The sequence below is a fragment of the Actinomadura opuntiae genome, from assembly GCF_030283205.1.
In the GTDB taxonomy this organism is placed as follows: Bacteria; Actinomycetota; Actinomycetes; order Streptosporangiales; family Streptosporangiaceae; genus Spirillospora.
This window is the reverse complement of sequence record NZ_JASNWF010000004.1, coordinates 91935-113664: the sequence shown is the minus strand read 5'-3', so window position 1 is coordinate 113664 and position 21730 is coordinate 91935. Positions and strand designations below refer to the sequence as shown.

17 protein-coding genes are annotated in these 21730 nt (G+C 72.3%); 7 read left to right on the top strand and 10 right to left on the bottom strand.

The genetic code is table 11. The features are described 5' to 3' along the window. The 5 genes from QP089_RS09410 to QP089_RS09390 all read right to left on the bottom strand — a co-directional run bounded on the left by QP089_RS09410 (position 1) and on the right by QP089_RS09390 (position 5730). The gene (locus QP089_RS09410; protein ID WP_285911025.1) at positions 1 to 1248 is read right to left on the bottom strand and encodes an HNH endonuclease signature motif containing protein; all 1248 of its coding nucleotides are present in this window, start codon (positions 1246 to 1248) and stop codon (positions 1 to 3) included. 533 nt (positions 1249 to 1781) lie between these two features. Continuing rightward, positions 1782 to 2714, bottom strand: a complete 933-nt coding sequence (locus QP089_RS09405) for an ROK family protein (protein WP_285911024.1) — start codon at positions 2712 to 2714, stop codon at positions 1782 to 1784. Further along, positions 2711 to 3538 (bottom strand): carbohydrate ABC transporter permease, encoded by an 828-nt coding sequence (locus QP089_RS09400; RefSeq protein WP_285911023.1) that lies wholly within the window; start codon positions 3536 to 3538, stop codon positions 2711 to 2713. The genes QP089_RS09405 and QP089_RS09400 overlap by 4 nt, the downstream gene beginning before the upstream one ends. Then, positions 3535 to 4476 carry a carbohydrate ABC transporter permease gene (locus QP089_RS09395; RefSeq protein ID WP_285911021.1) on the bottom strand — a complete coding sequence of 314 codons (942 nt, stop codon included), beginning with the start codon at positions 4474 to 4476 and terminating at the stop codon, positions 3535 to 3537. The genes QP089_RS09400 and QP089_RS09395 overlap by 4 nt, the downstream gene beginning before the upstream one ends. Continuing rightward, a complete protein-coding gene (locus QP089_RS09390) occupies positions 4477 to 5730 on the bottom strand; it encodes an extracellular solute-binding protein (RefSeq protein WP_285911020.1) in 1254 nt (417 codons plus the stop codon). It abuts the gene before it with no gap. A gap of 554 nt (positions 5731 to 6284) precedes the next feature. On the opposite strand from QP089_RS09390, the gene QP089_RS09385 reads away from it, so the two are divergent. Together QP089_RS09385 and QP089_RS09380 are read left to right on the top strand one after the other, a co-directional pair. Next, complete coding sequence (locus QP089_RS09385; protein WP_285911019.1) at positions 6285 to 7076, top strand: SRPBCC family protein; 792 nt, start codon at positions 6285 to 6287, stop codon at positions 7074 to 7076. 52 nt (positions 7077 to 7128) lie between these two features. Further along, positions 7129 to 8283, top strand: a complete 1155-nt coding sequence (locus QP089_RS09380; RefSeq protein ID WP_285911018.1) for an SRPBCC family protein — start codon at positions 7129 to 7131, stop codon at positions 8281 to 8283. 15 nt (positions 8284 to 8298) lie between these two features. Here the strand turns inward: QP089_RS09380 and QP089_RS09375 are convergent, their stop codons facing one another. Continuing rightward, a complete protein-coding gene (locus QP089_RS09375) occupies positions 8299 to 11109 on the bottom strand; it encodes a helix-turn-helix transcriptional regulator (protein ID WP_285911017.1) in 2811 nt (936 codons plus the stop codon). A 188-nt stretch (positions 11110 to 11297) separates the two neighbouring features. Here QP089_RS09375 and QP089_RS09370 point away from each other — a divergent pair, with 188 nt between their 5' ends. Together QP089_RS09370 and QP089_RS09365 are read left to right on the top strand one after the other, a co-directional pair. Beyond that, positions 11298 to 12650 (top strand): PucR family transcriptional regulator, encoded by a 1353-nt coding sequence (locus tag QP089_RS09370; RefSeq protein ID WP_285911016.1) that lies wholly within the window; start codon positions 11298 to 11300, stop codon positions 12648 to 12650. 213 nt (positions 12651 to 12863) lie between these two features. Next, positions 12864 to 13988 (top strand): alpha/beta hydrolase, encoded by a 1125-nt coding sequence (locus tag QP089_RS09365; RefSeq protein WP_285911015.1) that lies wholly within the window; start codon positions 12864 to 12866, stop codon positions 13986 to 13988. A 9-nt stretch (positions 13989 to 13997) separates the two neighbouring features. Here QP089_RS09365 and QP089_RS09360 read toward each other — a convergent pair whose 3' ends face one another. Further along, positions 13998 to 15350 carry a sensor histidine kinase gene (locus QP089_RS09360; protein WP_285911014.1) on the bottom strand — a complete coding sequence of 451 codons (1353 nt, stop codon included), beginning with the start codon at positions 15348 to 15350 and terminating at the stop codon, positions 13998 to 14000. A gap of 159 nt (positions 15351 to 15509) precedes the next feature. On the opposite strand from QP089_RS09360, the gene QP089_RS09355 reads away from it, so the two are divergent. Genes QP089_RS09355 through QP089_RS09345 form a run of 3 tightly spaced genes read left to right on the top strand, consistent with a single transcriptional unit; the run spans position 15510 to position 17899 of the window. Next, positions 15510 to 15737, top strand: a complete 228-nt coding sequence (locus QP089_RS09355; protein WP_285911013.1) for a hypothetical protein — start codon at positions 15510 to 15512, stop codon at positions 15735 to 15737. Between the two features lie 26 nt (positions 15738 to 15763). Then, entirely contained in the window at positions 15764 to 16453 is a 690-nt protein-coding gene (locus QP089_RS09350) for a response regulator transcription factor (RefSeq protein ID WP_285911011.1), read from the top strand. A 57-nt stretch (positions 16454 to 16510) separates the two neighbouring features. Beyond that, positions 16511 to 17899, top strand: a complete 1389-nt coding sequence (locus tag QP089_RS09345) for an FAD-dependent monooxygenase (protein WP_285911010.1) — start codon at positions 16511 to 16513, stop codon at positions 17897 to 17899. Between the two features lie 3 nt (positions 17900 to 17902). Here the strand turns inward: QP089_RS09345 and QP089_RS09340 are convergent, their stop codons facing one another. The 3 genes from QP089_RS09340 to QP089_RS09330 all read right to left on the bottom strand — a co-directional run bounded on the left by QP089_RS09340 (position 17903) and on the right by QP089_RS09330 (position 21718). Then, a complete protein-coding gene (locus tag QP089_RS09340) occupies positions 17903 to 19096 on the bottom strand; it encodes a S8 family serine peptidase (RefSeq protein ID WP_285911009.1) in 1194 nt (397 codons plus the stop codon). Between the two features lie 1383 nt (positions 19097 to 20479). Continuing rightward, positions 20480 to 20935 carry a hypothetical protein gene (locus QP089_RS09335; RefSeq protein WP_285911008.1) on the bottom strand — a complete coding sequence of 152 codons (456 nt, stop codon included), beginning with the start codon at positions 20933 to 20935 and terminating at the stop codon, positions 20480 to 20482. 159 nt (positions 20936 to 21094) lie between these two features. Then, complete coding sequence (locus QP089_RS09330; RefSeq protein ID WP_285911007.1) at positions 21095 to 21718, bottom strand: LysE family translocator; 624 nt, start codon at positions 21716 to 21718, stop codon at positions 21095 to 21097. Positions 21719 to 21730 lie beyond the last annotated feature (12 nt).

The following is a 21730-nucleotide window of genomic DNA, read 5'->3' as shown; positions in this document are numbered from 1 at the left end:
TCACGCGGCCCAGTCGAGGCGGGTGCCCGGTGGGCCGTTGGTTCTGTTGGCCGATGCGCCGGGTGGTGGCAGGAGCCGGTAGACGTAGCGTCCGTTCCGGTCCTTGCCGATGTCGATCTGGTTCGGGCTGGCGTGTTTGAAGCGGTTGTGCCAGCCGCAGCAGAGGGCGAGCTGATCGATGTCGGTGGGGGAGCCGAGTGCCCAACCGTTCACGTGGTCGACTTCGCAGAGGGTGCCCGGCGTCTCGCAGTCGCTGACCGCGCAGGTGGGGTACAGCGTTTCGAGCACCTGGCGTTGGGCTGCGCTGGCGAATCGCTCCCGGTAACCGAGGTAGAGGGGAGTGTTCCCGCGTCCCAGGAGGAGCGGCGAGACTCCGGCTGCCAGCGCCATGCGGCGGGCTTGCGGAGCGGGGATCGGCGTGCCGTCGGTGAGGCGGGCGGGCGCGTTGCCGCCGGTCAGCGTCTCAAGGTCGCAGATGACGGTGACCTTGGTGGACTTGTGCCCACCCGACAGGACGCTGGAGAGAGCGGCTGCGGTGCGTTCGGCGACGTCGCGGCGGTCGTCGGGCCCGGCAGGCTTGGCCAAGGGAGCGAGCGTGCCGTCCCAGATCGCCGCGTCCTCGGCGTTCAGCCAGCCCTTCACGTACCGGCCGCCGTCCAGAGAACGGGTCGTGGTGATCCAGGACTTGTCGTACCCGCGCCGGGCGTCTCCCGGGGCCTCGTCGGTGCCGTCGCGTTCGGCGATGACATCGCGGATGCGGCGCCCGAACGAGGCCACCTTCCCCGCGGAGAATCCTTCGTGGACCTTCTCGAGGAGAAACGCCTCTGCCTTCGCGGCTTCGACGTCGTCCAGGCGGGCGACGGAGTCGGCGACGGTCGTGGCGTATCCGTAGGAGAGCTCCCCGGCGGCCAGCATCCTGGCGACGGTCGGCAGGCGGTGCCGCTGCCGCGCCAGGGCGAGCCGTTCCTTGACGCGGTGGTCCCGCATCCCCAGCCGGGACCGCAACCACGATTGAGTGGAGGGATATCCCCAGCGGCGCATTTCTCCGGTGGCGTCCGCTCGCCCAATGAATCCGGCCAGCGCACTTTCCTGCATATCGCAGGCGGCCGCCAGATCTTCGGTGAGTTCAAGACATGCGGCCGCCGATTCGGGAGCCTCTCGCTGGGCGAGCTCAGTGGCGATCACCGAGAGCGCGTTCACCAATTCCATGGTGGACGCGCCCTCAAGGTCGACCGTCACTGACTGCATAACTACAGTGTACCCTAAGTGACCGACAATTGCACACCGGAACGAGCCCCAATTTGGTCGCTCTGCGGAAAGGTGGAGCTGTGGTGCTGGCCTTCGGCTCCCTTGTGGACGGGTTTGTTAATTGCTTTGCTTGCCCCCCACTTCTTCGCTGAACACGCGTACGGAAGAGGGCGGTGGGGTGGCGCGACCCGGGCGGGGCAGGCGGAGCCTGCCCCTTTGGCGCTGCCTCAGGGGCCGCAGAGGCTCCAAAGTCAAGGGTGGACGAAGTCCATCGCGAAGCGACGCCGAAGGCGCCCTTGACTTTGGAGGGGCGGCCCCGTACGCCAGCGCCACCCCACCGCACGGCCAACCCCTCCGCCTCTGCCCCGAATACCCTCTCCGTGCTATCCGGGAATGCGAACAGGCCACGTTCGATGATCACGCCAGCACATCAGACGAAACCGATCGGCGACTTGCGCGGCCACAAAAAAAGACTCCCGACGGCGACACAAACGGAACGCGTCGGGCGTCCCAAGGCAACTTCCAAAGAAAAGCTACAGAAGTCGGGCGGCGAGGAGGGCGGCGCCGTGGACGGCGGCCTGGTCGCCGAGTTTCGTGGCGGCCAGCGGGGGAGCGGGGCGGAACTTCAGGCGGTCGGCGAGCCGGGACTCCAGGGGGCCGAGGAGTGCGGGGCCCGCCTGGGCCAGGCCGCCGCCGAGGACGAGCAGGCCCGGGTCCAGCAGGAGCGTCGTGGCGGCGAGGCTGTCGGCCAGGCAGTCGAGGGCCTCGGACCAGACCTGGGCGGCGGCCTCGTCGGTGCCGGCTCGGGCGATGACGTCCTCCGCGCGGGCGACCGGTGTGCCGTTGGGGGAGGCGGCGCCCGCGGGGACGGCGGCTCTGGCGGTATAGCGGCGGGAGATGGACGCGGCCGAGGCGTAGGTCTCGAGGCAGCCCTGGTTGCCGCAGGCGCAGTCCTCGCCGCCGGGGCGCACGACGATGTGGCCGACCTCGCCGCTCCAGCCGGAGACGCCCGGGTAGGTGCCGCCGTTGACGATCAGGGCGGCGGCGATGCCGGTGCCGATGGCCATGAAGACGAAGTCGCCGGCGTCGCGTCCGGCGCCGAGGACGGCCTCGGCGAGGCCGCCGGTGCGGACGTCGTGGCCGACGGCGACGGGGAGGCCGAGGCGTTCGGCGGCGAGGTGCAGGATCGGGACGTCCCGCCAGCCGAGGTTGGCGGAGTGGACGGCGGTGCCGGTCGCCTCGTCGACGATGCCGGGGACGACGATCCCGGCGGCGCGCGCGGGCCGTCCGAGGGCGGTGGCGCGGGCGGCCATGTGGGCGGCGAAGTCGAGGATGCCGCCGACCGGGTCGGTGCGGTCGGTCGGCCACGACTCCGACAGCAGGACCTCGCCGCCCCCGTCCCCGGCGGCGGGGACGAGGGCGGCCTTCATGGACGTGCCGCCGACGTCCAGCGCGATGACGGTCACTTGACCGAGCCCGCGGTGAGACCGCCGATCAGGTACCGCTCGATGAAGACGAAAAGGATCACGACCGGAACGATAGCGATCAGCGAGGTGGCGAACAGGTACTGCCAGTGCGCCTGGTACTGGGTGACGAACGAGGGGATCGCGACGGTCAGCGGCTGCCGGTTCGGCGACGCGGTGACGGTCAGGGCGACGATGTACTCGTTCCAGGCCGAGATGAACGTGTAGACGACGGCGGTGATGACTCCCGGGGTGGAGATGGGGAGCGTCACCCGGAACAGCGCGCCGATGCGTCCGGCGCCGTCCAGGAACGCGGCCTCCTCCAGTTCCTTGGGGATGCTGGAGAAGTAGCCGTGCAGGATCCAGATGCAGAACGGCAGGTTGAACGCGGCGTTGACCAGGATCAGCGCCAACAGGGTGTCGGTCAGGTTGAGCGCGACCATCTCCCGGAAGATGCCGATGACCAGCGCGGTCGGCGCGAACATCTGGGTGACCAGGACGAGCAGCAGGAACGCGCCGCGGCCGCGGAACCGGTTGCGCGCGGTGTAGTACGCGGCGGGCATCGCGCACGCCAGCGTCACGATGGTGGCGACGGCGGCGACGACGAGCGAGACCCGCATGTTGGTCCAGATCGGCGCGGCCTTCCAGACGTCCACGAAGTTGGACCACTGCCAGTGCCCCGGCAGGTAGGTGCCGGGCGACTTGGTCAGCTCGTGCTCGGTCTTCAGCGAGGTCAGGAACATCTGCAGGTACGGCGCCACGAAGATGAGCGCGACCAGCCACCCCACCCCGGTGAGGACGATCTTGCGGACGGGAGAGCGTTTCATCGGACCTCCTCCCGCCAGCGCGTGGCCTTCAGGTACACGAGCACCATCACCAGGATCAGGACGAAGTTGACGACGGCCATCGCGGCGGACTCGCCGACGTGCTGGTCGTAGAACGCGAGCTTGTACATGAAGGTGGTGGTGGTGTCGGTGGCGTGCCCGGGGCCGCCCGCGGTCATCGCCCAGATGATCGGGAACGAGTTGAAGACGTTGATGACGTTGATGATGGAGGCGATCAGGACGGCGGGCCGCAGCAGCGGCAGCGTGATCCCGAAGTAGGTGCGGAAGACGCCGGCGCCGTCGACCCGCGCCGCCTCGTAGACGTCGGTCGGGATGGACTGGAGCCCGGCGAGGATGACGAACGAGGTGAACGGCAGCGACACGAACACCGCGACCCACATCATCCAGATCATCGCCTGGTGGGGGTGCCCGAGCCAGTTCACCGGCTTGTCGATGACGTGCAGGTCGAGCAGCACGCGGTTGACCAGGCCGGAGTAGTTGTCCAGCATCCACTTCCAGATCAGCGCGGTCATCAGCACCGACGCCGCCCAGGGGACGATGACGGCCCAGCGGACGACGCGGCGGCCGGGGAAGCGGGCGTTGAGCAGCTGGCCGACGGCCAGCGACAGCACCATGGTGACGACGACGATCCCGGCGACCCACAGCAGGGTGCGCAGCACGACCGGGATGAGGGCGTCCTCGTCGAACAGGTCGGTGTAGTTGGCCGAGCCGCGGCCGCCGAGCGTGACGCCGGACGAGCTGATCTTCAGCAGCGAGGTGCGGACCATCTCGATGACGGGCCACAGCACGACGACGGCGATGAGCACGATCGACGGGCCGAGCCACAGCAGCGGGACGAGCGCGCGGCCGATGCGCCTGAGCGGGGAGGGGCGGGACGCCGGACGGAGCCCGGCGTCCCGCTTGATGGCGACGTCCTGCACTCAGCCGGCCTTCTCGGCGGTCTGCTGGATGTCGTCGAGGACCTTCTTCGGGTCCTTGTCGGCGACCGAGGTGCCGAGGCTCTGCTTGACGGCGCCGGCCACCGCGGACCATGCCGGGTTGCTCGTCGGCGCGAACTTGCTGGTGGGCAGCGCGTCGACGAACTGCTTCATGTAGGGGTCGGAGCTGAGCGCCTCACCGGCGGACTTCGTCGTCGGCAGGAAGCCCTCCTTGGACAGGAACCGCGAGACGTTGTCCTTCTGGTAGAAGAAGTCGAGGAACTTCTTGACGGCCTCCTTGTTCTTGCCGTCGTTCTTCTTGAACGCGTCGAGGACGTCCATGACGCCGAGGGTGTTCGGCTGCGAGCTCGCGTTCTTCACCGGCAGCGAGGTGACCCCGAAGTTCAGGTTCGGGTTCGCCGGGGTGATGAATCCGGCCTTGGTGAACGGGCCGCCGATCGCCATTCCGACCTTGCCCTGGGCGAACTGGTTGAACACCGTCTTGCGGTCGGTGCTCTCCGGGTTCGGCTGGGTCAGTCCGGACTTGTTGAGGTCCTTGAGGAAGTTGAGGGTGTCGATGTTGGCGGGCTGGTTGATCGCCCATTTGCCGGACGAGTCGACCCAGCCGCCGTTGTCGTTCATCGCCCAGGAGAAGAACTCCGCCTGCGCCTCCTCGGGGCCGAGCGGCAGGCCGTAGCCGATGGCGCCGGTCTTCTTGATCTTCTGCGCGTCGGCCTTGATGTCGGCCCAGGTCTTGGGCGGGTCGGCGATGCCGGCCTTCTTGAACAGGTCCTTGTTGTAGAACATCAGCCGGGCGCTGGAGATGAACGGCAGCGTGTACTGCTCGCCGTTGAACTTGGCCTGCTCGACGAACGTCGGGGTGAAGTCGCCGAGCGTGGCCGGCGACACGACCTCGGAGGCCTTGTAGAGCAGGCCGTCGCGGGCGAAGTCGGAGAACGCGTTGTAGTTGAGGATGTCGGGGACCTGCTTGGTCTGGACGTAGGTCTTCACCTTGGCGTCCATCTGGGTCCAGTCGACCATCTCCAGGTTCACCTTGTACCCGGAGTTCTTGGCCTCGAAGTCCTTGATCAGGGCGTCCCAGAAGGGCTTGGTGTTGTCGTCGTAGATCGCCGCGACGAATTTGATCGTCTTGCCGTCGGAGTCGTCTCCGCCGGACGAGCTTCCCTTGCCGCATCCGCTGACGCCGAGGGCCACGGTGAGGCCCGCGGCGATGGCGCCGATGAGGTGCCGTTTCATCTGTCCCCGCCTTCGTCGGCTCGCACTTGCGGACGCGACCGCGCGTCCGTGCGTGTTCTATCGGCCCGCATGTTCTTTCCGGTCCGCGTGTCCGCGCCGGCTTCGGCCGGTCACGCGGCGTGCCGTCGCGTGACCTTCGGCGCGGTCCCGTCGCGGGCGGCGTCGGCCGCCCGCTCCTCCTCCCTTTCGCGCATGAAGAATTGTGCGCGGTGCGAATGCTCACTGAGCACAAACGCGCGTGGTGGCCATGAAGATAAACACTGGTCCGTACCAGTTCAAGAGGTGCATTACGCAAGAGTCTTAACCGTTACCGGAGGCCCGCGTGGTCCGGTGTGCACGCTGGACTGGTCTGGTCGGGGCGCTCGCGGGGCCGACAGGAGCGTCCGGCGCGTTCACCGCGGGTGGACGCGGGGCGTCCGGTCCGTGACAGCCCGGTGACGTGGGGTGATGCCGCCGTGCGGCGAGGTGGAGCCGCTGGCCTGCGGTCTGTTTTGCCCTTCTTTACGGGGGTAGCCCGCCGCACGACTCCGAATGGACGGCGAGGTGACGAGGACATGAACTTCCGGACGGGGCTCGCCGTCGGCGCGGGCGGCGCTCTGGCCGCGCGCGTCGCCGGGCGCGCCGGCCGCCGGATCGTGGACCGGGTCGTCGCCCGGTACGAGGCCAAGCTCGAACGGACCCTCCGCCGGCTGGCCGCCCGGGCCGAGTTCGGCGGACCGCTGGTCAAGGCGGCGCTGGCCGGAGCCAGGGCGCTGTACGAGGGGAAGTCCCCGGCCCGCGCGCTGCTGAGCTTCGGCTGGACCGCGCTGAAGGAGACGCTCAAGCGGATCTTCGGCGGCGGCCGGCGCGGGAAGCTGACCAACATCGTCGAGCAGATCGACATCGGCGCGCCCTGCCGGCTCGTCTACGACCAGTGGACGCGCTTCGAGGACTTCCCGTCCTTCATGAAGAAGGTGGTGAGCGTCGACCAGGCGTCCGAGCAGAAGCTGAACTGGAAGGCGAAGATCTTCTGGTCGAGCCGGACCTGGCAGTCGACGATCGTGGAGCAGGTCCCGGACCGGCACATCGTGTGGCGGTCCAAGGCGCGCAAGGGCCGGGTGGACGGGACCGTCAGCTTCCACGAGCTGGCGCCCGACCTGACCCGCGTCCTGCTCGTCCTGGAGTACCACCCGGGCGGCCTCTTCGAGCGGACCGGCAACCTGTGGCGCGCGCAGGGCCGCCGGGTCCGCCTGGAGCTCAAGCACTTCCGCCGCCACGTCATGACCAGGTCGCTGACCGCCGCCCCCGGCGAGCTCGAGGGGTGGCGCGGCGAGATCCATGACGGCGAGGTCGTCCGGGCCCCGTGAACGACCGCAGAGAACAGACCCCCGAAACCGACATGTGCGGAGGACACGCACCATGAAGCGAGGAACCAAGGTGGGCCCGGTGCCCATCGGCCAGATCGCGAAACGGCTGCCGGTCGGCCGTAAGAGCCCCTCGGGGCTCGGCCGGATCACCCAGAACCTGCCGAGCGGCATCCCCGGCGGCAAGGCGATCGGCACCACCGGCGGCGTCCTGCTCGGCGCCGGCGCTGCCGTCGCCGCGGGCCGGGCGCTCAGCCGCCGCGGCGGCAAGGGCGACGAGCCCGAGCCGGTGCAGGGCGGCTCGTCCGACGAGGTCGAGGCCAAGAGCGGCGGCACGTCCGCGAAGGGCGCCGCGGGCAAGGCCGTGGACAAGGCCAAGGACACCGCCGAGAAGGCCAAGGACACCGCCGGCAAGCCCGCGGAGAAGGCCGGCGAGAAGTCCAAGGGCCTGTTCGGCCGGCTCAAGGACACCGTCGGCGGCATCCTGAAGAAGGGCGGCGGCAAGGGCGGCGGTGGCAAGAAGGTCAAGGTCACCAACATCATCGAGCACACCGACATCGGTGCGCCGCGCCGCCTGGTCTACGACCAGTTCACGCAGTTCCAGGAGTTCCCGTCCTTCATGAAGAAGGTCATCAGCGTCGACCAGGCGGACGAGGAGAAGCTGAACTGGCAGGCGAAGATCTTCTGGTCCAAGCGGACCTGGGAGGCGACGATCATCGAGCAGGTGCCGGACGAGCACATCGTCTGGCGCTCCAAGGCCCCGAAGGGCCACGTGGACGGGACGGTCAGCTTCCATGAGCTGGCGCCGAACCTCACCCGCGTCCTGGTCGTCCTGGAGTACCACCCGCAGGGCCTGTTCGAGCGCACCGGCAACATCTGGCGCGCGCAGGGCCGCCGCGTCCGGCTGGAGCTCAAGCACTTCCGCCGGCACGTGATGACCCAGTCGCTGACCCACGCCGACGAGATCGAGGGCTGGCGCGGCGAGATCCGCGACAGCGAGGTCGTCAAGACCCACGAGGACGCGCTGAAGGAGGAGGAGGCCGAATCCGGGAACGGGCGCAAGGCCAAGAGCGACTCCAGCTCCAGCGACTCCGGCTCCTCCGGCTCCTCCGGCTCCAAGAGCACCCGCGGCGGCAGCACCAAGGACGCCAAGGACGCCAAGGAGACGAAGGACGCCAAGGACAAGGAGTACGAGGAGGCCTCCCGGTAGGCCGGGCGCGGGCGGTCACCGGATCATCCGGGCCAGCTCGACGCGCGAGCGGATCCCGAGCCGGGTGAAGACGTTGCGGAGATGGTGGTCGATGGTCCGCGGGCTGAGCAGCAGCCGCGCCGCGATCTCCCGGTTGGTCGCCCCCTCGGCGACCATCCGGGCGATGTGCGCCTGCTGCGCGGTCAGGCCGGTCAGCGCGGGCGGCTCCCCGGGCCCGGCGGCGGTGCGCGGTGCAGCCGCCTCCGGGTCCGGGGCCGGGCCCGCGTCGCCCGCCGCGCGCAGTTCCGCGCGGGCCTGGCCCGTCCACGCGGCGGCGCCGTACCGCTCGAAGATCCGCAGCGCGGTGCGCAGGTGCTCGCGGGCGGCGCGCGGGCGGCGGCCGCGCCGCAGCCGCGCGCCGAACAGCAGCTCGGTGCGGGCCAGCTCGAACACCGCGTCCGCGGACTCGTGCAGCCGCAGCGCCTCGGTGAAGTGCGCGGCGGCCTCGTCCTCGCAGTCGGCGAGCAGCGCGGCGCAGCGGCGGGCGAGCGCGAGCCGTCCCGGGGTGCGGGTGGCGTCGGCCCAGCGGGTGAAGTCCTCGGCCGCGTGGACGGCGGGCGCCCGGTGGCCGGTGTAGGCGAGGGCTTCCACCAGGTTGGGGGCGGCGAGCAGCCGGGCCAGCGGGTGCGCCAGGCCCGCGCCGCCGGGCAGCCGCAGCCGGGCGGCGGCGTCCCCGGGACGGTCGGCGGCCAGGTCCAGGCACGCGGGGGCCCAGGCGCCGAACGCGGCGGCGCGGATGAGGCCGCGGCGGTCGGCGCCGGCGAGCCCGCGCCGGTCCGCGCCGCCCGACAGCGCCTCCAGGTGCCGGTGCGCGGCGTCCCGGTCGCCGTTGAACGCGGCGACCAGCGCGAGCGCGGCGAGCTGCTCGGCGGCGTGCCCGTGCTGCCCGGTCGCCCGCGCCAGCCGCAGCCCCTCGTGGCAGGCGGCGATCGGCACCGGCGGGTGGCCGAGCAGCGTCTCGCACCGCGCCGCGGCCGCCAGCGCGTACGACTCGGCGGGCGCGTCGCCGCACAGCCGCGCGGACGCGACGGCCCCGGCCGCCAGCGCGCGGGCCCGCCCGTCGCCGAGGGCGAGGGCCGCGAGCGCCGCCCACGCCTGCGCGGCGGAGTCGTCGGCCACCGCCTCGCCCAGCCGGACGGCGCGCCGCAGCAGCCCGGCGGCCTCGGCGTAGCGGCCGCGGAACGTCGCGGCCATTCCGGCCAGGTGCGCCCGCATCAGGTCGGCGCGCGGCGTCTGCGGCCCGCCCGGCAGGTTCGCCGCGCGCTCGGCGATCTCCGCGTACGCGGTGTGGTCGCCCGCGGCGTCGGCCGCCTCGGCCGCCCACATGAGGGCGGTCAGGGCCAGGCCGCCGTCGGTCCCGGCGAGCCGTTCGGCCGCGTCCCGCAGCATCGGCACCGCGGTCGCCGGCGACCCCGAACCCGCCTCGATCCCGCCGCGCAGCAGCTCGGCGCGCCCGGCCCGGGCGCCGTCCTGGTCCAGCGGACGGACCTGCCGCAGCACGGCCCGCGCGCGCCGCGCCCGGCCGCCCGCCCACGCGTCGGCGGCGGCGGCCAGCAGCCGGTCGGCGCGCGCGCCGCGCTCGGACGTCAGCGCGGCGGCCCGCTGCCATGCCCGCCACGAGTCGCCGTACCGGCCGGCCCGCCGGGACGCCGACGCCGCCTCCGCCAGCTCGTCGGCGATCCGGTCGTCGGCCTCGCCGGACAGCGCCGCCCGGTGCCAGATCCGCGACGGCCGCTGCCAGTCCTGCACGAGCAGCTGCGCGAGCAGCGCGTGCGCGGCGCGCCGCTCGGTCCGCGACGCCTCCGCCCACAGCGACGACCGGACGAGCTGGTCCCGCACGACGACCGCGTCGTCCCCGGCCACCGCGTGGTCGGCCAGGCGCAGCAGGCCCGACTCGCGCGCCGCCTCGATCTCGCGGGCGCCGATCCCGGCCGTCCGGGCGGCCCGCGCGACCGTCGGCGCGCCGAGCCACTCGTCCGCCGCCACCATCAGCACCAGCCGCTGCGCGCCGGGCGGGAGCCGCAGGTGGCGGCGCCGGTACAAAGTGCGCAGCACGCTGCCGGGCGGCAGTGCGCGGGGCGGCACGGCGCCGCCGGACAGCTGCGCGGCGGTCAGCCCGCCAGCGAGTTCCCGCACGGCGAGCGCGCACCCGCTGGCCAGGTCGACGACCTCCTCGGCGAGTTCGGTGCCGAGCGCGTCGCCGACCGCGTCCTGCAGGATGCGCAGGCTCGCGTCCTCGTCCAGCGGCGGCAGCCGCAGGTGCGGGATGCCGGTGAGCGGCGCCTGCGTCCGGGTGGCGAAGACGATCGCGAGCCGCTCGTCCTGGACGCGGCGCGCCGCGAACGCCAGCGCGTCGAGCGTGACCCGGTCGAGCCACTGCGCGTCGTCCACCCGGCACAGCACCGGTTCGGCGCGCGCGGCGACGCTCAGCAGCTCGCACACCGCCGAGTACAGGACGAACGGCGCGGGAGCGGCGCCGCCGGTCAGCGGGGCCAGCGCCGTGCGGAAGGCCGGCGGCAGCTCCGCCGCCAGGCCGGACAGGGGCCGCAGCAGCCGGTGCAGCCCCGCGTAGGAGACGTGCGCCTCGGCGGGGACGCCGCTGGTCGACAGCACGCGGAAACCCTCGGCGGCGTTGCGCGCCGCGGCGTCCAGCAGGGCCGTCTTGCCCATGCCGGCGTCCGCGACGATGGTGAGCGCGCCGCCGTGCCCGTCCCGCGTCCGGCCGAGGAGCCCTTCGACGGCCGCGAGTTCCCGGTCGCGCCCGTACAGCCGATCGTGTCCAGACAACACACCCATGGTCAGCAGATGAGCACGCGTCCGCCGGACGGTCCAGAGCGGCGTTCTGTTTCGGGGCGGCGGCGCAACGGGACGGGGCCGCGGTTGTGCACCGGCACAGTACGGGCGGGGACCGGTGGTCCCGGGGTCCGCGCGGTGGCACGATGTGGCCCCCTGCATTGTGCCGGAGGTGGCGGGCGATGACGGCAGGCCGGTCGGGAACCACGGAACGCGCGGACGCCGGAGGCGGAGAGTCCCTCCGCAGGGACCCCGCCCACACCGGCCCCGCGCGCCGCGACGCCCTCCACCGGGACCCGGGCCGCGCGGACGACGACCGGGCGATCCTGCGCAAGGCCGTGCTGCGGCTCACCGACCGGCTGCCCGACCTCGCCGACCGGCTCGCCGCCGAGATCCTCGCGGGCGACGACGGCGACCGCTCCGAGCAGCTGCGCGGCGACCTGTGGGAGGTGTGCCGGACCGGGCTCGGGCACGGCTTCGAGGCGATCCTCGACCCCGGCCGGGGCCGCGCCGACCTGGACTGGGCGCGCCGGCTCGGCCGGCGCCGCGCCCACCAGGGCCAGCCGCTGGACCAGCTGCTGCGCTCCTACCGGCTGGCCGGGCGGGTGTTCTGGGAGGCCGTCGTCGAGGTCGTCGGCCGGCACGACCCCGGCAACGTGCCCGCGCTCGTCCGGCAGGCGACCCGCACCTGGGACACCATCGACGAGCAGTCCGGGGCCGCCGCCGCGGCCTACCACCAGACCGAGCTGTCGCTGGCCCGGCGCAGCGAGGAGCGCGTCCAGGCGATCGTGGACGCGCTGCTGGACGGGCAGGGCGCGGACGGCGGGCTGCTCGCCACCGCCGCGTCCGTGCTCGGGCTGCCGGCGGCCGGCCGCTACGCGGTGGTGATGCTCGGCGCGGAGGGCGGCTTCGCCGGCGGGTTCGCGGGCGAGTTCTCCGGCGGCCGCGACCGGCGCCCCGGCGACATCGGCGGGATGCGGTTCATCTGGCGGTTGCGCACCGACGCGCAGGTCGCGCTGGTCGCGCTCGGCGGCGCGGAGCTGGACGACCTCGTCGACGCCGTCCGCCCCTACGCCCATGCGCACGCGGGCGTCAGCCCCGTCGTGTACAGCCTCGCCGAGCTGGGCGGCGCGCGCTGGCTGGCCGAGCTGGCGCTGCGGACCTGCCGCGGTCCCGGCTCCCAGATCGCCCGGCTCGACCGGCGCCTGCCCGACGCGCTGGTGCTGTCGCAGCCGCGGCTGGCCGGCCGGCTCGGCGACGTCGCGCTCGGCGGCCTGTCCGGCGTGGACCCCGCGTTCCGGGACGTCCTGCTGGCGACCCTCACCACCTGGCTGGACTGCGACGGCTCCGCCGCCCGCGCCGCCGACCGGCTGTTCTGCCACCGCAACACCGTCCTGAACCGGCTCCGCAAGGTCGAGCAGCTCACCGGCCGGACCCTCGCCCACCCCCGTGACCTGGTGGAGATCGCCCTCGCGCTCAGCGCCGTCCGCCTCCACGGCCCGGCCCCGGACGAGCGGCGCGACGCCCCCGGCTGACCGGTGAACTCGAGAAGGCGGCCTATTCGGCTTCAATGCCAATCACGGCGACCGCAAATGAATTCCCTGGATATGCCCTGGCAAGGTCGCGCGGCATTGTTTCCGTGCGCGGCAGGCGGGTTAACGCGGAGCTAACCCGGCGTTGTCGTCCGGCTGATGCGGCGGCGGCTAACTTGACGGTCGAACGAAGACCGGCTGCCTTAGGGGGAGGGCATGGGACTCACCGGAGGCGGATTCATCGCGCTGCTGTTCCTGGCCGTGGCGGTCCTGTTCGCCTTCACGCTGTGGTGGTGGCCGCGGGGCGCACGCTCGGGGGCCGGCGCCGTCGCCGCCCGGGTCGGGCTGCTCGTCGGCACGCAGGCCGTCACGCTGCTCGCCGTGCTCGTCGCGGTCAACGCGCACTTCGAGTTCTACTCCGGCTGGGACGACCTGTTCGCCACCAACGCGGCGCCCGCCCGGATCAAGCACGTGATGGCGAAGGCCGGCGGCCCGGTGAAGCAGATCGACACCGCCACGATCAAAAGGATCGGCAGCGCCGCCGCCAAACGCCACGCCGCCGTGTCAGGAGCGGTAGAGGAATATCGCTTCCAGGGCCAGGAGACGGGGCTGAGCGCCGAATCCTTCGTGCTGCTGCCGCCGCAGTACTACCAGCCCGCGTACGCGAGAACGCGCTTTCCGGTGATCGTCGTCCTGACGGGTTATCCGGGGCATCCCACCGCGCTGCTGCATACGATGCGCTTTCCCGACCTGGTCCGGCAGGGGGAGCGGGCCGGGCTCCCGCCGGCCGTCTACGTGCTGATGCGGCCGACGGAGGCGCCGCCGCGCGACACCGAGTGCGCGGACGTGCCCGGCGGGCCGCAGGTGGAGAGCTTCTTCGCCTCCGACGTGCCGCTGGCGATGTGGGCCCACTACCGGGTCGCCGCCGCCCGCACCGGCTGGGGCATCATGGGCGACTCCACCGGCGGGTTCTGCGCCACCAAGCTCGCGATGAAGCACCCCGACCGGTACTCGGCGGCGGCGTCGCTGTCCGGGTACTTCGCCACGATGCAGGACCTCACGACGGGCAAGCTGTTCGACGGGAACCGGGCGCTGCAGAACGAGAGCAACCTCCTGTGGCGCGAGAAGCACCTTCCCGCCCCGCCGATCTCCCTTCTCGTGGCGTCCTGCCGGGTCGGCGAGAAGACCTTTCCGGAGAACGAGCGGTTCCTTGCCGGGGTCCGCCCGCCCATGAAGGCCGACAGCCTTTTCCTGCCGTCCGGCGGGCACAACTACCGCACGTTCCGCCGCATGGTGCCCGCGACGCTCCGCTGGTTCGGCACCCACCTCAGGGCCGAATGACGCGTCGGGTCAGGCGGCGCCTTCGTCGGGCTCGGCGGGCGGCTCGTACGCGGGCAGCAGCAGCGTGAAGATCGGCGGGGACGGCCGGCGCAGCACCAGCCGGCCGCCCTCCGCCTCCGCCAGGGCCCGCGCCAGCGCCAGACCGATCCCGTGGCCCGCGCCCGGATCGGACCCGTCCGGCGAGCCGGCGCCGCCGGAGTGCCGGCGCGCGAAGATGTCCTCGGTCTCGGTGACGCCCGGCCCCTCGTCCGACACGTCGATCGCCAGGCCGCCGCCGATGTCGCTGGCCTCCACGGTGATCCGGCCCGCGCCGTGCACCTGCGCGTTGTCGAGCAGCACCGCGAGGATCTGCCGCACCGCCGACGCCGACGCGTGCACCTCCGGCAGCGGCCCGCGCGCCGCCACCTCCAGCGGACGGCCCGCCGGAGACCGCAGCCGCAGCTCCTCCAGCATCCCCGGCACGTCCAGCGGCCCGCGGTTCGGGCCCGCGTCGCGCGCCAGGCTCAGCAGGTCGTCGATGATGTCGCGCAGGTGCTCGCCGCGCCGCACCGCCGTCCGCACCGCCGCCTCCAGATCGGCGCCCGGCCGCTCCAGCGCGGACTCCAGCCCGAGCAGCAGGCCCGTCAGCGGCGTCCGGAGCTGGTGCGACACGTCCGCGCTGAACGCCCGCTCCCGGTCCAGCATCGACCCGAGCCGGCGCGCCGTCACCTCCAGCGCCCGGCCCGCCTCGTCCGCCTCCAGCACCCCCGACGACCGCGCCCGGACGGTGAAGTCGCCGTCCCCGAGCGCCTGCGCCGCCGCCGTCAGCCGCTCCAGCGGGCGCGCCAGCCGCCGCGACTGGTACCGCGCCACGAACGCCGCCAGCCCGATGATCAGCAGCGCGAACGCCGCCATCACCCCCCACGCCCGCTCGGTCCGCCGGGCGACGACCCGCTCCGGCATCCCGACCCGGGCCACCGACGTCACCCCCTCGTCCGAGGGGATCGGCGCCGTCACCACCAGCCGGCCGTGCTCGTCGCGCTGGTGCAGCCGCCCGTCCCGCGCCCGCCGCGCCGCGGCCGAGTACGGCGGGCCCTCCCCGGTCAGCAGGGTCCCGTCGATCCCGTAGATCCCCACCCGCAGCCGCTCGTTCAGCCCCTCCGGCAGCCGGATCGGGCGCGGATGCCGCGCCTCGTCGTCGGGCGCCGTCGCCGCGACGCGGGTCGCGTCCCGCTCCAGCTTCGTCACCGCCTCGTTGCGGTACAGCCGCTGCACCGCCACCGCCAGCGGAATGATCAGCAGGACCACCGCCACCGCGGTGATCCCCGCGATGGTGACCAGCAGCCTGCGCCGCAGCGGCGCCGTCCTCGCAACCGCGTCCACACTCGCCTCCCGCCCGGAGGATAGCCGCGGCCCGCACGCCCGGCGCCCGCCGCGCCGCCCGGCCGCGCAAGGTAAGCGGAGCCCTAACCCGCCGCACAGCCGCCGCTGACGCGCCCCGGAATAGCGTGCGTCCAGACGCCGGCGTCGGGAGGGGGAGTCATGGTCATGCGCAGGCTGCTCATCGGCGTACTGATCGTCACGGCGCTGGCCGGCGCCGGGCTCGGCCACGCGGTCCACGTCCACCGCGACTGCGCGGACGGGCCCGGATCCCGGCTCGGCAAGGTCGTCGACGTGGTCACCGACGCCGTCACCGCGACGACCCGCGGCTCGTTCTGCCCGCCCCGGCGGGACGGCGCCCCGGCGACCGCCGTGCCCGCCCGCACGTGAGCGCCCCCGTCCGTACCATCGGGACCATGGCCGCACCCTACGTGCTCGTCGTGGAGGACGACGAGGCCATCGGCAGCGAGCTCGCCGAGGCCCTCGCCGCGCACGGCTACGAGGCCTACTGGGCCACCACCGGCGGCAACGCCCTCGACAGCGCGTCCGGCCGCGCCCCCGACCTGATCCTGCTGGACCTCGGGCTGCCCGACATCGAGGGCGTCACCCTGTGCCGGCGGCTGCGCACCGTGCTGCGCGACGCGGTGATCGTCGTGCTCACCGCCCGCACCCAGGAGTTCGAGGTCGTCGTCGCGCTGGACGCCGGCGCCGACGACTACCTGACCAAGCCGTTCCGGCTCACCGAGCTGATGGCCCGGCTCCGCGCCCACCTGCGCCGCAGCAGCGCCGGACGCTCCGACGAGCGGTTCGTCACCGCCGGCCGCCTCACCCTCGACCTCGCCGCCCGCCGCGCCAGCTACGCCGGCACCGAGATCGCGCTGCGGCCCAAGGAGTTCGACCTGCTCGCCCGGCTGGTGTCCAGCGCCGGCGAGGTCGTCACCCGCGAGGACCTCATCGACCAGGTCTGGGACACCAACTGGTTCGGCCCCACCAAGACCCTCGACGTGCACATCTCCGCGCTGCGCCGCAAGCTCGCCCAGCAGGGCGCCGACCCGGGCAGCATCACCACCCTGCGCGGCCGCGGCTACCGCTACGAGCGCGACTGAGGCCGCTGCCAGCGAGCTGCCAGCGGTCTGCCAGGGCGCCCGCCGATCCTGGCTCGCATGATCCTCATCGCCGGAGCCGGACCGACCGGCCTCACCCTCGCCATCGACCTCGCCCGCCGCGGCGTCCCGCACCGCGTCGTCGACCCCGGCCACCCGGCCGGCTCGCGCGGCAAGGGCCTCCAGCCCCGCACCCTCGAGGTCTTCGACGACCTCGGCGTCATCGACGCCGTCCGCGCCGCCGGAGCGCCCTACCCGCCGCTGCGCGCCTACGCCGGCGCCGACGTCGTCTGGGAGGGCCGCATGCACGAGCCCGTCCCGCCGACGCCGGACGTCCCGTACCCGAACGTCCTGATGGTGCCGCAGTGGCGCACCGAGCAGATCCTCCGCGACCGCCTCACCGCCCTCGGCAGCCGGGTCGACCCCGTGGGCCTCTCGAGCTTCACGCAGGACGGGGAGGGCGTCACCGCCGTCCTGACCGACGGCACGACCGTCCGCGCCAACTACCTCGTCGGCGCCGACGGCGGGCGCAGCACCGTCCGCAAGACGCTCGGCATCCCGTTCCTCGGCGAGACCCGCGACGAGGAGCGCATGCTGATCGGGGACGTCCAGACCCCCGACCTGGACCGTGACCACTGGCACATGTGGGCCGACCTGGAGACCCGCACCCCCGCCGTAGGCCTGTGCCCGCTGCCCGGCACGTCCGACTTCCAGTTCACCGCCCCGCTCGCCCCCGGCGACGACCCCGACCTCACCCTCGCCACCTACCAGAAGCACCTCGCCGCCGGCACCGGCCGCGACGACCTCCGCCTCACCGGCCTCGGCTGGGCGTCGGTCTACCGCGTCAACATCCGCATGGCCGAACGGTTCCGCTCCGGCCGCGTCCTCCTCGCCGGCGACGCCGCCCACGTCCACTCGCCCGCCGGCGGCCAGGGCCTCAACACCGGCGTCCAGGACGCCTACAACCTCGGTTGGAAGCTCGCCGCCGCGTCCCCGTTCCTCCTCGACACCTACGAGGAGGAACGCCTCCCCGTCGCCGCAGGCGTCCTCGGCATCAGCACGGCCCTCTACCAGAAGGCCGCCGAGGGCCAGGCCGACGCCCACCAGCGCGGCGAGGAGACCCGCCAACTGCTCCTCGCCTACCCCGACAGCCCGCTCGCGTCCGGCCCGCTCGGCGGCACCCGCGCCCCCGACGCGCCCCTCGCGGACGGCACCACCCTCTTCGACGCCTTCCGCGGCCCCCACTTCACCCTGCTGGCCTTCAACACCCCGGCCCCCGCCTGCGGGCCCGCCGTCCGCACCGTCCAGATCACCGCGAACCCCACCGCCGAAGCCACCTACGGCATCACCGCCCCGACCCTCGTCCTCGTCCGCCCGGACGGCTACCGAGCCCACACCGGCGACCCCGACTCCACCACCGCCTACCTCACCCGCCTCAACCTCCACTGATCCCTAAACGGAGGCCGTCCGACGCCAAAGAAGAGCACCGCCGACCAGCAGAACGGCCAGCCCTCCGATCGCGACATAGAACGCAGAGGACAACCCACCGCTCGACCGATGCGCCCCAGCGGCGGACGACGGGGACGCGGCACTCACCTTCTGCGCGGCCCGCTGAAATTGGTCGAACCTGGCATAGACGGGATTCGGCGCGCTGGCCGCGACCGGATACTTCGCAGGGTCCATGGCCCGCGCGATGCGGATAGCACCGTAACCGGTCGCCTTGTCCGGGACGGGCTCGCCGACCGGCAGCGCCGTGGCAATGAGCCGCTGGACGACCGTACGCCCGGACATCCCCGGATTGCGCGCCCGAATCAAAGCCACCGCTCCCGACACCAGCGCGGCCGACGCGCTCGTCCCCTCCGCGTCGGCGTAGACCTTGTCGCCCCTGCCGACGAGCACAGAGCCGCTCGCGGGAGCGGCGACGGCGACGTAGGGCTGCCGCTGGGTCTTCTCCCAAGGGCTCAGGTCGGAGTTGATGCCGCCGACGGCCATGACTCCCGGACACGATCCCGGAGCCTCCGGAGAATTGATCGTCTTTCCGCTGTTGCCCGCACTGGAAACGACCACGACATCGTGCTCGATCGCATACCCGATGGTGTCCATGAGCTTCTTCGGGCACTGATCAGGGAAGTTGCTCGATCCGGCTCCGATGGAAAGGTTGATGACTTTGGCGCCCTTGTCGACCGCGAAGCGCATACCGGTGGTGACGGCGTCCGTAAGGTCAAGGCCGGAGCCCGGAAGGTCACCGACCACCACGTGCACCGGGAGGATCTTGGCTTCTGGAGCGATCCCCACATAGCCGCTCTTCCCTCCTCCCTGGCCCGCGATCATCACGGCCATCGAGGTGCCGTGGCCGTCCTCGAAGATGTCCAGGTCCTTCCGGCCGTCCGTCTTGCCGCCCGCAGTGTCCGCGCCTTTGAGGACGACGCCGGAGAGCTCTGGAACACGCGAGTCGACGCCGCTGTCGAGAACGGCGACCGTGACTCCGGAGCCTTTCGAAAGCGGCCAGACGGAGTCCTGGACATCCCAGGCCGAAAACCACCACTCATCCTTGCGCGGCTCGAACTCCGCAGAGGCGGGCGAGGCGATGGCCGGAAGGAGGCTCAATGCCGCGGCGGCAGCGGCCACACGGTAAGAGGCCCTCACGCGTCTTCCTTCGCGAACCGGTTCTGGTGGACGAGCGCGTCGCCTTCCACACTGATCAGTCCTCTTCGGGCCGTTTGCCGGCCGCGCCCAGAACGCTCGGGGACGTTTCGACGTCGTCGTCCCAGACGTCCGGGTCCTCTCCCGCCCATGACCGGCGTTCGCGCTCTCGATCTCGCTGGGCCGATCCTGTGCCACCGCTCATGGGTCCCATCGCCGCGGGGCCCGAGCGTGCCGTGCCGGCTTCCGGCAGGGCATCGGCCTGGGCGGCGCTCGGGCCGATTCGGCCTCGTCCGATCACACCGTTGCGTATGCGCCCGCTGCCCGGTGAACCATTGCCGTCAAGACCTTCGGCCTCCGGCAGAGTGCCGCCTTTGAAGCTGTATCCGCCTTTAGGAACGCCAATCGCGGCGCCACCTGGAAGGCCCGCCTCCCCGGGGCGCGGTGGAACGAAGCCGGCCCCGCCGGGGACGCCGGGCACGGATGCTCCCGGTCCCGCTCGCCCCGGCCCGGTGACCGGCGCGAGCGGCGACGTGGAAGGCGAAGCGGGATCACCCGGGACGACGGTTCCTCCGCCGTTCGGGTTGCCTGTCCCGGGAGGGTGAACCCCTGAAAGATCCGTCCCGGGATTCGGATTCTGGCCGACTCCTGGAGAACTCGGTGTCGAGCCCGGCAGCGCGCCGAAATCAGGTCGACCTGGCGGTGCCATGAAAGCAGGGCCGCCGGGAGTGCCGCCGCTCGATGAGGGAGACGCGTTCCCCGGGGCACCGGATCCTCCCGATCCGCCGGTACCAGAGGACCCGGGTCCGCCGACGGTTCCTTCCGGGCCTCCGGTGCTTCCCGGAACTCCGGAGCCGTCGGAACCTCCCGCGGACACGGGACTTATGCGAGGACCATGGCCGATCCGAATGGCACTGAGCGATGTCGAGATGCTCGGAGGGATCGCGCTCCATGTCTCGGTGATGCGCTCGTTCGCGCCCTGCATCCAGGAACGGGCCTCGGCGTCGTCCTTGGGCTGCGGCATCTTGGTCTTGTACCACGCCAGATACTCGGATCCGTGGTGTTCGACGGCCGTACCGAAGTCCCTGGAGGCGGCGCCGATGGTGTGACTCGATGCCCAGAGGTCGCGCATTTGCTGCTGAGCGGCGGAGGCGTCGGTTCCGGTCCAGGCGTCGTTCAGATCGTGACCGATCTGGGCGAGCCTCCCGGTGAGCTTCTCGTAGGCACTGGCGAACCTGAGGTACGCCTCTCCGGCGTCCGTGACGGCGCCGGGGTCACTGGATCTCAGGTGCTGCACGATCGCCGTCCGGTCATACCGGCCCGGTGATCCGCCGGGGGCGCCGTCGCGCATGGGATATACGTAATCGTTCGTCACTTCGACCTCCGTTATCTCAGCGATCCCGGTCCGGAGCGCGGGTGGTCGGTGGCGCGGGGTGAAGGATCGGACGATGGGGTCGGAGCGTTCTCCAGTTCCATCCGGACGGCCATGACGCGCCGCTCGAGTTCGGACTCGACGTCGTCGTACACCTGTGCGGTGCGCCGGAGCATCTTGATGGCTTGCAGCGCGTCCACCAGGAATGCATCGTGCTGTTCGGCGAGCACCGAGCGGCCCTTCACGACGCTGGAGACGAGGTTCTGGGCTGCGTCCCATGTGCCGTAGGCGTGGTCGGGCGTGCTGTTGGCCCGCTGGAGGTCTTTGGTGGCTTCGAGGAGTTCTTCGAGGTCGGATTCGAGGCGTTTGGCTATGGCTCGGAGGCGGGTGCGGTCGACGCGGAGTTCGCCGGTCTGGTTGAGGCCGGGCCAGTTGCCGTAGGCGCCGGGCGGTACCGATCTCGGATCCACGGGCGGCATTCTCGTTCCCCCTCCGGCTCCCGTCGTGCTGGTCTCAGGCGTCGGCGCGGACGCGCCCGTCGACTCTGTCATACGGCTTGACCGGGTGTCAGGGATCAGGCAATTCGGAGGGGCGGGGTGATCTTATTCGGGCATCCGGATCTTGGGGAGTCAGGGCTTGGCGGCGAGGCGGAGGCCGAGGCCGATGAAGAGGGATCCGGTCGCGACGTCCAGGCGGCTGCGGGCGGTGCGGCGGCGGCGGAGCCATTCGCCGATCCGGCCGGCGAGCACGCCGACCGTGCCGTCGACGAGGAATTCGAGGGCGATCAGGATGGCGCCGAGAAAGGCGAACTGGAGCCAGACGCCGCCCTTTTCCGGGTCGATGAACTGGGGGAGGAAGGCGATGGTGAAGGTGACCATCTTGGGGTTCAGCAGATTGGTCAGCAGGCCGTTGAGGTAGGCGCGGCGGTTGGAGGGGGCCGCGGCGGGGGCGTCGTCCTGGGCGTTGCGGTGGCGGATGGTCTGGACGCCCAGGTAGACGAGGTAGGCCGCGCCGACGAGGCGGACCGTGGTGAAGGCGATCGGGACGGCGGCGAAGAGGGCGGCCAGGCCCGCGGCGGCGACGGCGACGTGGACGGCCTCGCTGGTGGCGACGCCGGCGGTGGCGAGGAGCCCGGCGCGGGGGCCGCCGCGCATGCCGCAGCCGAGGATGAACAGCATGTCCGGGCCGGGCACGAGCATCGCGATGGTCGAGGTGAGCAGGAAGGCGGCGAGCAGGCGCTGGTCGATCGGCATGGCAGGATCGTG